The sequence below is a fragment of the Streptomyces sp. NPDC006385 genome (genome assembly GCF_040612485.1).
Taxonomy (GTDB): Bacteria; Actinomycetota; Actinomycetes; order Streptomycetales; family Streptomycetaceae; genus Streptomyces.
In genome coordinates this window covers 195141-209585 of the sequence record NZ_JBEXQG010000001.1, presented here as the reverse complement: position 1 = coordinate 209585, position 14445 = coordinate 195141, and the positions used below count along the sequence as shown (strand labels likewise).

General features: G+C 71.9%; 11 protein-coding genes and 4 pseudogenes. 7 read left to right on the top strand and 8 right to left on the bottom strand.

Translation table 11 applies throughout. The annotated features are described in order from the left end of the window. Window positions 1-9: 9 nt before the first annotated feature. Both ABZ078_RS01000 and ABZ078_RS00995 read right to left on the bottom strand, forming a co-directional pair. Entirely contained in the window at window positions 10-546 is a 537-nt protein-coding gene (locus ABZ078_RS01000; RefSeq protein WP_356570316.1) for a MarR family winged helix-turn-helix transcriptional regulator, read from the bottom strand. A 237-nt stretch (window positions 547-783) separates the two neighbouring features. Beyond that, window positions 784-1706, bottom strand: a pseudogene (locus tag ABZ078_RS00995) (ROK family protein); the annotation flags it as partial. An 85-nt stretch (window positions 1707-1791) separates the two neighbouring features. Here ABZ078_RS00995 and ABZ078_RS00990 point away from each other — a divergent pair. Next, window positions 1792-2673 carry a PhzF family phenazine biosynthesis isomerase gene (locus ABZ078_RS00990; protein WP_356570315.1) on the top strand — a complete coding sequence of 294 codons (882 nt, stop codon included), beginning with the start codon at window positions 1792-1794 and terminating at the stop codon, window positions 2671-2673. Between the two features lie 168 nt (window positions 2674-2841). Here the strand turns inward: ABZ078_RS00990 and ABZ078_RS00985 are convergent, their stop codons facing one another. From ABZ078_RS00985 to ABZ078_RS00975, 3 genes and pseudogenes are all read right to left on the bottom strand, one after another. Further along, entirely contained in the window at window positions 2842-3483 is a 642-nt protein-coding gene (locus ABZ078_RS00985; protein ID WP_356570314.1) for a hypothetical protein, read from the bottom strand. Between the two features lie 150 nt (window positions 3484-3633). Beyond that, entirely contained in the window at window positions 3634-4635 is a 1002-nt protein-coding gene (locus ABZ078_RS00980) for a pectate lyase (RefSeq protein WP_356570313.1), read from the bottom strand. A 243-nt stretch (window positions 4636-4878) separates the two neighbouring features. Further along, window positions 4879-5250: pseudogene (locus tag ABZ078_RS00975) on the bottom strand (hypothetical protein); the annotation flags it as partial. A gap of 179 nt (window positions 5251-5429) precedes the next feature. Here ABZ078_RS00975 and ABZ078_RS00970 point away from each other — a divergent pair. Continuing rightward, the gene (locus ABZ078_RS00970) at window positions 5430-6614 is read left to right on the top strand and encodes a hypothetical protein (RefSeq protein WP_356570312.1); all 1185 of its coding nucleotides are present in this window, start codon (window positions 5430-5432) and stop codon (window positions 6612-6614) included. A gap of 76 nt (window positions 6615-6690) precedes the next feature. Next, window positions 6691-7262: pseudogene (locus ABZ078_RS00965) on the top strand (TetR family transcriptional regulator). Between the two features lie 207 nt (window positions 7263-7469). On the opposite strand, the gene ABZ078_RS00960 reads toward ABZ078_RS00965, so the two are convergent. Together ABZ078_RS00960 and ABZ078_RS00955 are read right to left on the bottom strand one after the other, a co-directional pair. Further along, window positions 7470-7724, bottom strand: a complete 255-nt coding sequence (locus ABZ078_RS00960; protein ID WP_356570311.1) for an EF-hand domain-containing protein — start codon at window positions 7722-7724, stop codon at window positions 7470-7472. Between the two features lie 115 nt (window positions 7725-7839). Then, window positions 7840-8409 (bottom strand): annotated as a pseudogene (locus ABZ078_RS00955) (cellulose binding domain-containing protein); the annotation flags it as partial. Window positions 8410-8511: 102 nt separating this feature from the next. Between ABZ078_RS00955 and ABZ078_RS00950 the strand changes: the two are divergent. Beyond that, on the top strand, window positions 8512-9516 hold the full coding sequence (locus ABZ078_RS00950; protein WP_356570310.1) for a thiamine pyrophosphate-dependent enzyme: 1005 nt from the start codon (window positions 8512-8514) through the stop codon (window positions 9514-9516). Window positions 9517-9537: 21 nt separating this feature from the next. After that, window positions 9538-9672, top strand: coding sequence for a hypothetical protein (locus ABZ078_RS00945; protein ID WP_356570309.1), 135 nt, complete (start codon window positions 9538-9540; stop codon window positions 9670-9672). Window positions 9673-9765: 93 nt separating this feature from the next. On the opposite strand, the gene ABZ078_RS00940 is transcribed toward ABZ078_RS00945, so the two are convergent. After that, entirely contained in the window at window positions 9766-11220 is a 1455-nt protein-coding gene (locus ABZ078_RS00940) for a glyceraldehyde-3-phosphate dehydrogenase (RefSeq protein WP_356570308.1), read from the bottom strand. 177 nt (window positions 11221-11397) lie between these two features. Here ABZ078_RS00940 and ABZ078_RS00935 point away from each other — a divergent pair, with 177 nt between their 5' ends. Then, a complete protein-coding gene (locus ABZ078_RS00935; RefSeq protein WP_356570307.1) occupies window positions 11398-12357 on the top strand; it encodes a LysR family transcriptional regulator in 960 nt (319 codons plus the stop codon). Between the two features lie 154 nt (window positions 12358-12511). Continuing rightward, on the top strand, window positions 12512-14443 hold the full coding sequence (locus ABZ078_RS00930; RefSeq protein ID WP_356570306.1) for a collagenase: 1932 nt from the start codon (window positions 12512-12514) through the stop codon (window positions 14441-14443). Window positions 14444-14445: the final 2 nt, after the last annotated feature.

Below are 14445 nucleotides of genomic sequence, written 5' to 3'. Positions count from 1 at the left end.
GCGGCGCGTTCAGCGCTCGCCGCCGGCCTCCGCGCCGGGCTCGGTGTCGGGGTCGTGCTCGCGGTCCTGCTCGGAGCCGGGCTCGGAGCCCGGCTCGGCGGGGAGTCTCCCCTCGTGAAAGGCGCGCAGCATCTGTTCGAGCCGCACGCGCTGGGCGGGGGGAACCCCCTCGAAGGCGGTGGCCAGGTGCAGGGACAGCCGCTCGGTGACGTCCCCCAGGAACCGCTGCCCCTGGGCGGTCACCTCCAGGCGTATCTCGCGCCGGTCGTCGGGCTGCACGCGCCGCCGGAGCAGCCCGGCGGCTTCCAGCCGGTCGCAGAGCCGGCTGGCGGTGGGCAGCCCGATGCGCAGATGCTCGGCCAGGGCGGTGACGTTGAGCGTGGGCTGACGCCGCACGGCCCGCAGGGCGCGTACCTGGCGCGGCGGCAGACGCGGCCGGACGTCCTCGACGGCCGAGAACCACAGCGCCACCAGGTTCTCCACGGCTTCGACCACCTGCCGGCCGACGGCATCGGAAGGGATCTCGGGATCATGTTCCCGCCGCATGGCCCTCATCCTCCGAAGGCCGCTGTCGATTCCCCACCGGAGCGCCCGGACAGCCTCACAGCGATACCCACGAACACTTCTCTCTCGGTCGACTCCCGCCTGGGCTCCATCAGTGCAGGGCCCTACCCGAAGCGGCGGAGACTACACAGCCACGAGGGCGACGTCCCCGAGATCCCCACGCCGACCGTGTGCCGAACGCGCCTCGGCCCGGATCAGGCGTGCTCGCCGTGGCGTTCCGGCGCCGACGGTGACCGCGTCCGGGCCGAGCGCGCCGAGGTCGATGGAGACGTGCTCGGCGGGGTGGCGCAGGGCGTACGAGGCGGCGTACCGGCGTACGGCGGGCAGGAACCGGGGACCGAGTTGCAGCCCCGCCCAACCGCCGATGAGGATGCGCTCCGGTTCGAAGAGGTTGATCAGGTCGGACAGGCCGGCCCCCACGTACTCGGCGGCCTCCTCCAGGACGGCGCGTGCCACGGGGTCGGCTTCGCTGCCGTCGGCCGGATGGGCCGCGCCCAGCATCGCGGTCAGCGCCGTCTCCTCGTCGGTGCCCTCCGGCGGGTGCCCGCCCTCCTCGCGCCAGCGGTCGAGGAGCGCCTCCGCGCCCGCGTAGGCGTCGAGGCAGCCCAGGGCGCCGCAACGGCACCGGCGCCCCCTGAGCCGTACCGTCAGATGCCCCCACTCGACGGAACGGCGTCCCAGCCGATCGTCTGACCGTGGACCACGGCCCCCTGGTCAGGGGTGCGGGTCACGATGCCGGGGACGCCGATGCCGACGCCCAGCAGCCGCTCGGGGGGGATGCCGGTCGCGGCGAGGACCTCGGCGACGCCGTCGCGGATGTGGCCGACGACGACCTCGACGTCATAGCCCTGCCGCGCCAAGGGCCGTTCGGTGCGGGCGAGTTCGGTGAGGGTGAGGTCGAACAGCTCGACGCGTACGCGGGTCTCGCCGACGTCCACGCCGATCATGTGTCCGCTGGCGGGGGCGACGCGCAGCAGGATGCGGGGGCGGCCGCCGTCGGACTCCACGGTGCCGGCCTCCTCGACCAGTCCGTCGGCGACCAGCTCCGCGACGACGTTGCTGACGGAACCGCCGCTCAGCCCGGTGGCCGGGCCCAGCTCGAAGCGGCTCATCGGCCCGTCGAAATACAACCGTTGCAGCACGACGGTGCGGTTGCCCCGTCACAGGGCGAGGGCGGCTGACAGGCGGCCGGGAATCGTCACTCCGGCACGCTTGTTGTCGTACGGCATGACGACTCATGATCGACTCGCTGATGTGCTGCACTACACCGCGTTCTCGTCCCACCCGGACGGTGGCAACCCGGCGGGGGTGGTGCTGGACGCCTCAGGTCTCGACGACACCGCGATGTCGGCGATCGCTGCCGAGTTGGGGTACAGCGAGTCCGCGTTCCTGACCGGTCCGCCCGAGGGGCTGGGCGGGGCGCCCGGGCGTGCCTTCACCATCCGTTACTTCAGTCCGCAGGCGGAGGTGCCGTTCTGCGGCCACGCCACCATCGCCGCCGCCGTGGCGCTGGCCGAGCGGATCGGTCCGGGCGACCTGGTCTTCGCCACCCGCGCAGGCACGGTGCCGGTGACGGTCACGGGCGAGGCGGACGGTACGCTCCGGGCGACCCTGACGAGCGTGGCGCCCCGGATCGAGGAGATCGCCCCGGAGGAACTGGCCGAGGCCCTGGCGGCGTTGGGCTGGCCGTCGACCGACCTGGATCCGCGGTTGCCGGCCCGCATCGCCTTCGCCGGTGCCCGGCATCTGGTGCTGGGTGCCGGAAGCCGGGAACGGCTCGCGGACCTGTCGTACGACTTCGAGCGGCTCGCCGCCCTGATGCGGAAGCTGGACCTGACGACGGTGCAGTTGGTGTGGCGCGCAGCGGACACCGTCTTCCACGTCCGTGACCCGTTCCCGGTCGGCGGTGTCGTCGAGGACCCGGCCACCGGTGCCGCGGCCGCGGCGTTCGGGGCGTACGCGCGTGAACTCGCCCTGGTGCCCCCGGAGTCGGTCCTCACCCTGCACCAGGGCGAGGACATGGGCAGGCCCAGTCTGCTGACCGTGACCCTGCACGCCGGCGACCCGAAGGTCCGGGTGAGCGGCGCGGGTACGCGGATGACTCGGTGACCGAGGCGTTCCCACGGGTGTCGCCGGCCCGCTGAGCGTTGCCGCCCGCGACGACCGGCAGACGCGCTCGTCATGAGCGGTGTGCGCTCCCACGACCCCGGAAGCGCTACGGACGACGCCGGGTGAACCGGGCCGGGAGCACGCGCGGCTCCCGGCCCGGTCCGTCGGTCACATCCCGTCGCGGACCATGGCGGCGACGATCCGGACGTGGCGGTCGGCCGCCGTGTTCGAGAACTCGTTGTCGTAGTTCAGGCCGTAGGGCCAGAAGTGCTGGCCGCCGGTGGAGATCTTGGCCCCGGGGCCGTCGTACTGCTTGACGAGTGCCGTGGCCTGGGCGCCGGTCCAGGTGCCGCTGCCGCCGAGGCGGGACCAGCCCGCGCTCAGTCCCACGCCGACGGTGTGGGAGATCTCGTGCAGGGCCGTCCGCTCGTTCATGTAGCTGCGGTTGCTGCCGAAGCGGATGGTCCCGTTCATGTTGGCGTCGGCGGTGGGCACGCCCGGTACGTACCGGACGGTGATGGACTTGCCCAGGTCGCTGAGGTTGTTGTAGCGGGCCACCGCCGCGTTCATGGCCCTGGTGATGAGGTCGTAGGCCGTGCGCTGGTCCTGGGTGGGGTTGCTCGCCCGTTCCAGGGTCCAGGTGATGCTGGCTGCCTTGACCTGCGCCTGCGATGCCGGTGCGGTCTGCGGGATGGCCTGTGCGACGCCCGGGCCCGCCAGCAGGGCGGCCGCCAGAGCGGCCACGACCGCCTTGTTGCGCCGGGATATGGGCGTGCGCCGAGTGGGCACCGGGGCTCGTCGTGCGCTCATGGGGGGAGTCCTCCTGTGTGTGGGGGGTGGGCCGTCGCATGTGGGGGCGACGGTCGATCAGTCCGTCCGCTGAGCGTGCGGACGGAAAGGCCGTGGCGGTGGCGCTGGCGGTGCAGGTCCCCGGCCCGGGCCGGGGGAGGGGGCGGTCGTTCAGGCGCCGATCTTTCCGACGCCCACGCCGGCCCGTACGAGCGCGGGCACGTCGGCCGTGCGGTCCAGCGTGTAGGAGTAGTACGTGCGCGGTTCGACCACGGTCCCGTTGGTCTCACAGGCGCCGGCACCGTTGAAGACGTTGCCGCGCTGCACCAGCCGGCCTGGTCCCGACTCGTCGTAGCCGCTCGCCGAGTAGCAGGGGTGGGGGACGCTCTCGAAGTAGTTGCCCTCGACCAGCACTCCCGCGTTCATGGTCGACGCGACGCCGTAGATCGCGTTGCCTTTGTAGTAGTTGTTGTAGACGTGCACCGGCTCGCCGAACCGCACCCGCGGATGCCGCTGCTGGGAGCCGTCGAAGAAGTTGTGGTGGATGGACACCCTCAACTTGCCGGCGTCCTGGCCGCTGTTGGAGTCGGAGTGGCCGAGCAGCATGCTCTTGTCGGTCTTGTTGAACCAGTTCCACGACACGGTGACGTACTGGGAGCCGCGGACGACGTCGATCGCCCCGTCCGTGGAGCCGACGAACTCGTTGTGGTCGATCCAGATGTGATGGGACTCCTGGCCGACGTTGACGGCGTCGTCCTCGGCGTTCGTGAACCTGATGTTCCGCACGATGACGTTGTAGGAGCGGTAGAAGTCCAGGCCGCCGCCGTTGATGACGGCCGAGGAACCGACGCCGACGATCGTCTTGTTGGGGCGCACGCCTTGCTTGCTGGTGATGTCGATCGTGCCCTGGACCCGGATGATCAGCGGGCCCGTCGTGTCGATGTACTCCAGGAACTGCTCGGTGGTGGTGGCGGTCACGGTCCGGCCGCCGGCTCCACCGGTGGTGCCGTTCTGGCCGAGCGCGTTGACGGCGGCGAAGCCGGTGGGCGACGTCTCCGCCAGGGGTACCGGCGCCCTCTCGGCGGCGCTGCCGGCCGGCATGGTCACCGCGCCGAGCAGCAGGGCGAGTGTCAGAGCGGGAACGCCGCGTGCGGCGCGATACGACGACCTCATGGTGTTCCTCCCGGGGCGAAGGGGCGGATCTTGGTGGGTCGTGCGGGGGCACGGGGGACGGCAGAGATGGAAAGCGCTTTCCAAGGTGTCCCGGATGGTAATCAGATGTCTTGAGCATGTCAACGACATGCGAGACGCTCACACGACGAGTACCTGCCGGCCCATCGGCAGGCCGAGGCGGGGGAGAGGTTCGCCGCGCTGTCGGCCCTCTTCGATTCGTCGACGTTCCGGCACTTCGACACGGGGCGTGACCGGGACCCAGGCGCCGGAGCGCTTGAGGAACACGCGGGTGTGCCGCGCTCCCGCCGTCACCCGCACGGCGCCCTTCGCACCGGACGCCACGTCCGTCATCGGCACGGACCGGACCCGGGCGAGGTCGGCGGCGTCGGCACGCCCGTTGACCTTGGCGTCGGAAGCGTCGTTGCAGGAGGCCAGCTCGGCGTCGGACAGGGGGCTGCCGCCCGGCCCGGTGACCGGGCAACGCCGGGTGTCGTCGTCGACGTTGGGCAGGTAGAGCGCCCCGCGGCCGGTGGACCAGCCGTCCTCACCGGCCGAGTCGGAGGCGCCGCTGACGTCGACCCGGCCGTCGCGGTCGACGTCAGCGCGCAGGTCGGCCACGGCAGCCGGCGGCGCCCACGGCGAGAGTTCCTGCCCGGGTTACGACTCAAGGCACGTACGGCGCACGGGAGTTCCGGGCGGTCGACGTACGACCGTGATCCGTATGTGATCAGTACGCCGTAGTCTCTGGCCGACCGGGGGATTCACGTGATGCGCGATCAGGCGGGGGACAGGACATGGAATACCGGCGTGCGGCGATACCGGCCGTGATCGGAGGGGTGCTCCTCACGGCGCTGCTGTGGTGGGCGGGGGCGAGCGCGAACGCGCTGCACCTGCCGGGCACGTCCGGCGTGCTCGGTGGCCGGGTCGCCGCCGAACTCGAACACTGGCTCACCCCTTGGTCGTACGACCCTCCGAACTCGGTTCGGTTCGGCACCGGGGTGATCGGGGAGATCGGTGAGCCGGCCGGGACCGACGGCTCTCGCTACCTCGCGCTGTACGAGACCGCGCTGCAGATCCGGTTCGTCGCGGTCTTCGCCTTCTTCGTGCCCGGGGCGCTGCTCCTGGTCCGCAGGCTGCCCCCGGTGAACGGCCGGACGGCCGCCACGCTCCTCGCGGTGTGGGCCTGGGGCCTGGTCGCCGGGACCCTGGCGGTGACCGTCTCCGCGCCGTGGCTGATCGCCGCGTACGGGCACGGCAGTTACCGCTTCCTGCCGCAGCTGGCGAGCGCGATCGCCGCCGGCCGGCAGATCGTCGTGGTGACCGCGCTGGTCGCGGCGGTGGGAACGGTGCTCGCGGCGCGGGTCACCGTCAAGGGCGCCGGTCCGCTGCCGCGCCGGAACGTCCCCGCGCGCGCCGCCCGCCTGGCCGCCACCGTCGGAACCGCGGTCATCGCGCTGTCCCTTGTGGTCCTCTCGTACCAGTCGGTGGCCGCCGCCATCCAGACGGCCGCCACGGGCGGCGGGACGCTCGCCGAACCGGGAGACCTGCTGCGCCAGTGGCTGCTGCTCGGCGCCTGGGCGGGCCCGGCCGGCGCCCCGTTCGGCGACTGGCTCCTGTACCGCGCGGCCGACGTGCTGCTGCTCGCGGTGGTGTGGTGGGCACTGCGGACGCTGCCCGGACTGCTCACCCGAGTCACCGTCCCGGCGATGGCGGCGGGCACGGTCTGCGCGACCGTCCTCGCACTGATGGCCGGCCAGGTGGTGCGGGTGGTCACCGACGGGGCGAGCCTGCGCTGGGACCTGATGTATCTGTCGTCCGCCATCGGCGGCGGCGTCCCGGCCGCCCTGACCTGGGGGCTGATCGCGGGAGTCGCGGCCGCGGTGACCCTGCGGGCGACGGCCGGCGGGGCGGAGGGCGCCGAAGCGCCGGCTCCTGCCCAGGCGCCCGCGGGATCAGGGGCGGCGCGACAGCAGTCGTGATCCGCGCCGCCCTCTCTCGAACTCCAGCCACGCCAGGTCGGCCACTTTGATCACGGGGTTCCGGGACCGCCCCGGGGTGCGAGCCGCGGACTGTGCCGAGGGGGGTTTCGGACAGGACACCGGCGCCGGCATCCAGGCGATCGCGGAGCGCGCGGACGTCGGCTTCGGCCTTCTACCACCACTTCGAGTCGAGGGCGGAACTGTTCGACGCGGCGGTCAGGGCCGCCCTCGAGGAACTCGGCCGCACCTTCGACGAGCGCCTGGAGGGCATCGACGACCCCGCGGAACTCGTCGCGGGGGGGCTTCCGCCTCAGCGCGCGCCTGGCCGCCTCGCGGCCCGAGCTGATGCAGGTGCTGCGCCACCGCGGACTCGGCCCCATCCACTCCGAGTCCGGCCTGGCTGCGCGCGCTCTGCGCGACCTGGAGGTCGGCATCGCCTCCGGCCGTTTCACCATCGCCGACCCGCCGGCCGCACGGACCGCCCTCGGCGGCTCCCTGCTCGCGCTGCTGGAGCTGAGGTTCGCCCGGCCGGAACACGACGGCGACGAGGCCGCGTCCCACCTGGCCGAGATGCTGCTCCGGATGCTCGGTGTCCCACCGGACGAGGCGCGCGACGTCGCCCGGCGTCCACTGCCCGACCTGGGCTGACGCGGGCCGGGCCGAGCGGCTCCCGGCAGCTGAGCACCTGGCGTCTCGGTGACCTGGGCTTCCCCGTGGAGCTGGTGGTCACGGGGGGACGCGGCACACCCGGCACGGCAGGACGGTCGGTCTGGGCGGAGTCGAACGAGACCGCCGGGATGCGGACGTTCGCCTCCGCCTGGCGCACGCGGACGTCGCTGAGCGTGATGCCGGCCCTCAGGACCAGCCGAAACGGCGGTCCACCAGTGCCGTGAACTCCTCCAGCGTCAGTTCCCGGTCCCCGTTCTGGTCGGCGGCGTCGAACAGCGCCGAGGAGGCGTCCTCGTCCCCCAGAGCCCAGAACGGCAGATCTCCCGACGCGGCCAGCGACGGGCCCTTCGTCCGCAAGGCGGTGATCACCTCGACGCGGCTCAGGGTCCCGTTCTTGTCGAGGTCGAGCGCCTCGAACAGCTTCCGGGCCTTGTCGCTCATCGTGTCACCCTCGTTCCTCTCGGCAGTCGGGTCGCCCGCCGCACTCGCAGTTAATGACGCCTGCGCCAGTTCCCAGGTTCCCTCTTCCGGCCGACGACCGGCGCGCGGTCGGCCATCAGGTCGACGAGCACGTGGATCCGTTCAGCGTGAAGGCCGCGGGGCTCGGGTTCGCACCGCCGACGGCGGCCGTGAAGCCCACGGTGGCCGAGCCCGCCGGCGCGATCGTCGCCGTGTACGGCGCCGAGGTGACGGTGACCGCGGAGCCGCTCTGCGTGGCGGTGCCGCCCCACAGGTCGCTGATGCGCTGACCGCCGGGGAAGGTCCAGCGCAGCGTCCAGCCGTCGATCGCCGAGCTGCCGGTGTTGCGCAGGACGATCTCGCCCTGGAAGCCGCCGGGCCACTCGTTCGTCACCCGGTAGGTGACCCCGCACGTCGTCGGCGCACCGCCGGAGGTCGTGGTCACGGTCACCCTGCCGGAGCGCTGCGAACGGTTCCCCGCGGCGTCGCGGGCGTAGACGGCGAAGGTGCGGGCGGTGGCCGGAGCCAGGCCGGAGACGGTGGCGGAGGTACCGGTCGTGGTGGTGGTCGCGGTCTCCGTCCCGCCGCTGACGCGGACCACGTCGTAGCCGGTGACGCCGTTCGCGTCGCTGGATGCCGCCCAGCCGAGGGTGACGGATGACGACGTCGGCGGAGGACGCGGTCGAGCAGGCGTGCGCGGCGGTACGGCTGGCGGTGCGGGAACGGCGTACCGTCCTGCTCAACCTCCCCCTGCCGGTGCAGACACAGGATGTACCCGACGGCGCCCTGGCGCGGGCCGCCCCACCGCCGCGGCGGGCCGCGGTCGAACCGCACCCGGACGAGGTCACCGCCCTGTCCCGGCTGCTCGAACAGGCCCGACGGCCCGTCTTCATGGCCGGCCGGGATTCACGGACCAGGCTGCCGCGAAGCCCTGGAGGAGCTCGCCGAACGACACGGCGCGCTGCTGGCGACCTCGGCCGTCGCCCACGGCCTCTTCCACGGCAATCCCTGGTCCCTGGGCATCTCCGGCGGTTTCGCCTCGCCCCTGGCCTCCGAGCTGGTCCAGGGAGCGGACCTGATCGTCGGCTGGGGGTGCGCCCTGAACATGTGGACGATGCGGCACGGCCGCCTCATCGGCGCCGACGCGACCGTCGTACAGGTCGACGACGAGCCGTCGGCACTCGGCGCGCACCGGCCGGTGCACCTCGACGTCACCGGCGACGTCCGGCTCACCGCGCGCAGGCTGTGCGAGCGGGGCGGCGAGCGGAGGCAGGGCTACCGCACGCGGGAGGCCGGCCCGGCCCTCGCCGCGCGGGTGCGGCTGCGGGACGTGCCGTACGAGGACACGAGCACCCGGGAGCGCATCGACCCGCGGACGCTGAGCATCGCCCTCGACGACATCCTGCCCGCTCAGCGGGTGGTCGGCGTGGACTCCGGCAACTTCATGGGCTACCCGAGCGCGTACTGGTCGGTGCCGGACGAGAAGGGCTTCTGCTTCACGCAGGCGTTCCAGTCGATCGGGCTGGGGCCGGCGACCACGATCGGGGCGGCGCTGGCGCGGCCGGACCGGCTGCCCGTGGCCGCGCTCGGGGACGGCGGCGCGCTGATGAGCGCCGTCGAACTCGACACGGTGCGGCGGCTCGGACTGCCGATGGTGGTCGTCGTGTACGACGACGAGGGCTACGGGGCCGAGGTGCACCACTTCGGTTCCGAGGGGCATCCGCTCGACACCGTCCGCTTCCCGCCGACGGACATCGCCGCCGTGGGGCGGTGACACGGCTTCGAGGCGGTGACCGTGCGGACGCGGGCCGACCTGAAGGCCGTCGCGGACTGGGTGGCCGGTCCGCGGTCCGCGCCGCTGCTCGTCGACGCCAAGGTGGTCGCGGACCACGGGTCCTGGTGGCTGGAGGAGGCGTTCCGCGGCCAGTGAGCCGAGCGTCCCGGGGCGCCTCGAAGCGGGTCCGGCCCGCCGGCCTCACCTGCGCGAGAGCGCGGTGGCGGCGGGCGGGCCGGATCCCTCGGATCAGACCGCCGGGGCCGGGAAGGTCGGGTACTCCACCCCGGAGACGTGCTGGACGACGCGGATCACCTGGCACGAGTAGCCGAACTCGTTGTCGTACCAGAGGTAGAGGATCGCGTTGTCGCCCTCCACCTTGAGCGCGCCGGCGTCGACGATCGAGGCGTGGCGCGAGCCGATGAAGTCGCTGGAGACCGCGTCGGGGGCCGAGATGAAGTCGATCTGGCGGCGCAGCGGCGAGGTCAGCGAGACGTCACGCAGGTAGTCCAGGACCTCCGCACGGCTGGTCTCGCGTGCGAGCTGGAGGTTGAGGATCGCTATCGAGACGTCCGGCACCGGGACCCGGATCGAGCTGCCGGAGATCTTCGCCTTGAGGTCGGGCAGCGCCTTGGCGACCGCCGAGGCGGCGCCGGTCTCGGTGATGACCATGTTCAGCGGCGCGCTGCGACCACGGCGCTCGGACTTGTGGTAATTGTCCAGCAGGTTCTGGTCGTTGGTGAACGAGTGGACGGTCTCCACGTGCCCGCGCAGCACACCGAACTCGTCGTCCATCGCCTTCAGCGGCGGGACTATGGCGTTGGTGGTGCAGGAGGCGCAGGACAGGATCTGCTCGTCCGGCTTGATCGTGTCGTGGTTGACGCCGTGCACGATGTTCGGGACGTCGCCCTTGCCGGGCGCGGTCAGGACGACCTTGTCGACGCCGGGACGCAGGTGCTTGGACAGGCCCTCGCGGTCGCGCCACTTGCCGGTGTTGTCGATGAGGATGGCGTTCTTGATGCCGTACGCCGTGTAGTCGACCTCGGACGGGTCGTTCGCGTAGATCACCTTGATCGCGTTGCCGTTGGCGAAGATCGTGCCGCTCGCCTCGTCGACGGTGATCGTGCCCTGGAACTGGCCGTGGATGGAGTCACGGCGCAGCAGCGAGGCGCGCTTGACGAGATCCTCGTCGGCCCGGCCACCGCCGCCCCGGACGACGATGGCCCGCAGCCGCAGCCCGTTGCCCGAGCCGGCCTTCTCGATCAGCAGGCGGGCCACGAGGCGGCCGATGCGGCCGAAGCCGTAGAGGACGACGTCGCGTCCCTCGCCGCCCTCGATCTTGTTGGCGCCGGTGGCACCGGCGACGGCCTCGGCGGTGAAGTCCGCCACGGACAGACCGCGGTCGTCGGTCTTGTACGTCGCGGCCAGCATGCCGATGTCGATCTGCGACGGACCGAGGTCGAGCACGGTCAGGGCCTGCAGGAACGGCAGCGTCTCGGTGACCGAGAGCTCCTCACCGGCGATCTGCCGGGCGAACCGGTGGGTCTTGAGGATGCTGACCACCGACTTGTTCACCAAGGAGCGGCTGTGGAGGAGGACGGTGACGTCCCGCTCCCGGTGCAGCTTCCCGATGAGCGGGATCATCGACTCCGCGATCTCCTCGCGGTTCTTCCAATTGGTGAACGAGTCGTCGTTGACAGTCACGGGCCTATCTTTCGAGCTAGGTGGCGCTCATATGCTAACCGCAGGGTGCGACGGTCACTCAAAGGGGGTCACGAGTGGGGGGAATGCCCGTATTTGCCGTGATGTGGCCGTCTATCTCAAGCATGTGATGACATACATCGCGCATGGGCCGCGTTGACCCGAAGAGGGAGTGAGCGAGTGGAGTTGGAGCTACGGCATCTGCGCGTGCTGTGCGCGATCGCGGACGCGGGAAGCGTGGGCCGGGCCGCGGCGGAGCTGGGTTACTCGCAGCCCGCGATGAGCACCCAACTCCGGCGCATCGAGCGGTACTTCGGTGAGTCGCTGTTCGAGCGGGGACCGACAGGCGTGCGGCTGACCCCCTACGGCTTCGAGGTGGTCGCCCAGGCGCGCGACGTCCTGTCCCGTGCCGACGCGATCGGGCGCCGCCCCGCCTCCGGTGCCGGGCCCGCCCACCGGACCCTGCGGGTGGCGGCGACCAACTCGCCGATGCTGGCGGGCATGATGTCGGGTGCCCGTACCCGGCTGCCGGATGTCTCGCTCGCGGTGAGCAGCGTGTACGCCTCCTCGCGGATCGTCGAGCTGCTGGAGGAGGGCGCGGTGGACGCGGCCATCGCCGCGGACTACCCCGGCAGGGAGCTGGAGCACTCGGACGCGGTGGCCCATCGCGGGATCGTCACCGAGCCGACGTTCGTGGCGCTGCCGTCCCGGCATCCGCTCGGGCAGCGCTCTCAGGTCGCCCTCGCGGACCTCGCCGAGGAGGCGTGGTTCCTGACGCCGGACGACGGGGCCGGCTGGCCGGGAGTGTTCTACGCGGCGTGTGCGGCGGCCGGGTTCACGCCGGCGGTCACGCACGAATTCCTCGGCGATCAGCAGCAGTTGCAGGGGATGATCGCCGACGGCCTGGGCGTGGCCGTCGTGCAGCCCACGATGCGCCCCCTGCCGCACGTGGTCGTCAAGCCGCTGGTCGGCACGCCGTTGTGGTGCCGGTATGTGCTGGCCTGGCGGCGTACGGCCGTCGCCGAGGAACTGGCCGACGCCCTGTTCCAGTGCGCCGCCGAGGCCCACCGTCGACTGATCGCCCAGTCACCGCACTTGCGGACCTGGGCAGCGCGCACCTGGAGTGTGCCCGGCCCCTAGCCGCAGCATCTCACCGCCGACGTCCGGACGTTATGACTCCTCGACGCCATGTGCTATGTCACACACCATTGTTGGGGCAGGGCGGCGTTGGGACAGTGCCTCACACGCCTCAGCACCCCATCTCCGAGGCGCATCCGTCCGTGGAGGAACCCAGATGCGCTACCGCATCGTGCCGCCCAGACGCATGGCGTCCGCGCTCGCCGCCTGCGTCACCCTCACCGGCCTGCTGTCGACCCCGGCACTCGCCGCACAGCCCGACGTCACGCCCGCCCCCACCACCGCATCCCGCACGACGACACCACCCCCGCCACCGACCGGCGCGACCCTCGACGCCGCCACCCGACCCGCCGTACAGGAACGGCCGCTCACCCCGACCCACCTGCCTCCCCTGACGCCGCCGCCCCTCCCGACCCGGCCGAGCACGGAACCCGGTGTCCGGGCGGCCTGCACGCCGGCCGACTTCGGCCGCAGGACCGGCGCCGAACTCGTCGCGTTCGTCAAAGCCTCGACCACGGACTGCGTCAACACCCTGTTCGCGGTCACCGGCACGGACGCGCGCGCCGTCTTCCGCGAGTCCCAGATGGTCACGGTCGCGAAGGCGTTCACCAGCACGGCACGGCACTATCGCGGCGACAACTCCGCCCGCCTCTGGCAGCTCGTCCTGTTCCTGCGGGCCGGCTACTACGTGCAGTTCAACAACCCGGCCGACGTCGGCCCGTACGGCCCGCCCCTGGCCCGGAACACCGTCCGCGGCCTGGACACCTTCTTCGCCCGCCCGCACTCCAGGGACGTCAGCGCCGCGAACGGCGACGTGCTGAGCGAGGTCGTCGTCCTCACCGACAGCGCCGACGAGCAGGCCCGCTATCTGCGGGTCTACCAGCGGATACTGAAGGACTACGACAGCTCCTACGACGCCATCCGCAGCATGCTGGCGGCCGTCAACGCCGTCCACACCCCACTGTGGCGCGGCAACTGGAACCCGGAGTACGTCAGCGCGGTCGTCGCCGCCCCGTCCGTCATCCGGACCCTGCACGCCTTCGCGCTGGACCACCTGGACCTGCTCGGCACCGACCGGGCCTATCTGACCTCCAACGCCGGGATGACCCTGGCCCGGCACGTCGAGCACCCGCCGCTGCGGGTCACGGTCCGCCCGAAGGTCAGGCACCTGCTGGACACGACCCGCATCACCGGCCCCACGGCAGGTCTCTGGGTGGCCGTGGCGACGCAGGCCGACTCCTACGACGGCACCAACTGCGCCTACTACGGCGTCTGCGACCTGACCGGCCGACTGACGCGCGCGGCCCTGCCGATCACCCACGAGTGCGATGCCACGCGCACGATCCGCGCCCAGTCGCTCACCCCGGCCGACCTCGCCGCGGCGTGCGCCAGCGTGCTGGGCCAGGACGCGTACGTCCATGACCTGGTCAAGGACGACGGGCCCATTCCGGGCCAGTACCTGTCGACCCTCGACCTGGTCGTCTTCGCCGGGCGCGAGGACTACCGGACGTACGCCGGAGCGATCTTCGGCATCAGCACGGACAACGGCGGCATGACCCTGATCGGCGACCCGGCGGACCCCGCCAACGAACCGTTCGCGGTCATGTACCAGAAAAGCCAGGACGACGGACACGCCGCCCGGATCTGGAACCTCAACCACGAGTACACGCACTACCTCGACGCCCGGTTCAACATGAAGGGCGACTTCGCCCAGCAGACGTCGGTGCCGGACGTCTGGTGGATCGAGGGCCTGGCCGAGTACGTCTCCTACGGCTACCGCGGCCTCACCCACGACCAGGCGATCGCGGAGGCGGGCAGGCACACGTACCGGCTGAGCACGCTGTTCCAGAACACCTACGCCAACAGCGACGTGACCCGCACCTATCCCTGGGGCTACCTCGCGGTCCGGTACATGGTCGAAAGGCACCCGGACGACGTCCAGCGCATGCTCGCCCGCTTCCGCGTCGGCGACTACACCGGCGGCCACGCCGTCTACGCCACCGACATCGGCACCCGCTACGACGCCGACTTCGACGAGTGGCTGACGGCGTGCGCGGCCGGCGCCTGCGCGGCGACGAAGAAGCGCTGAAC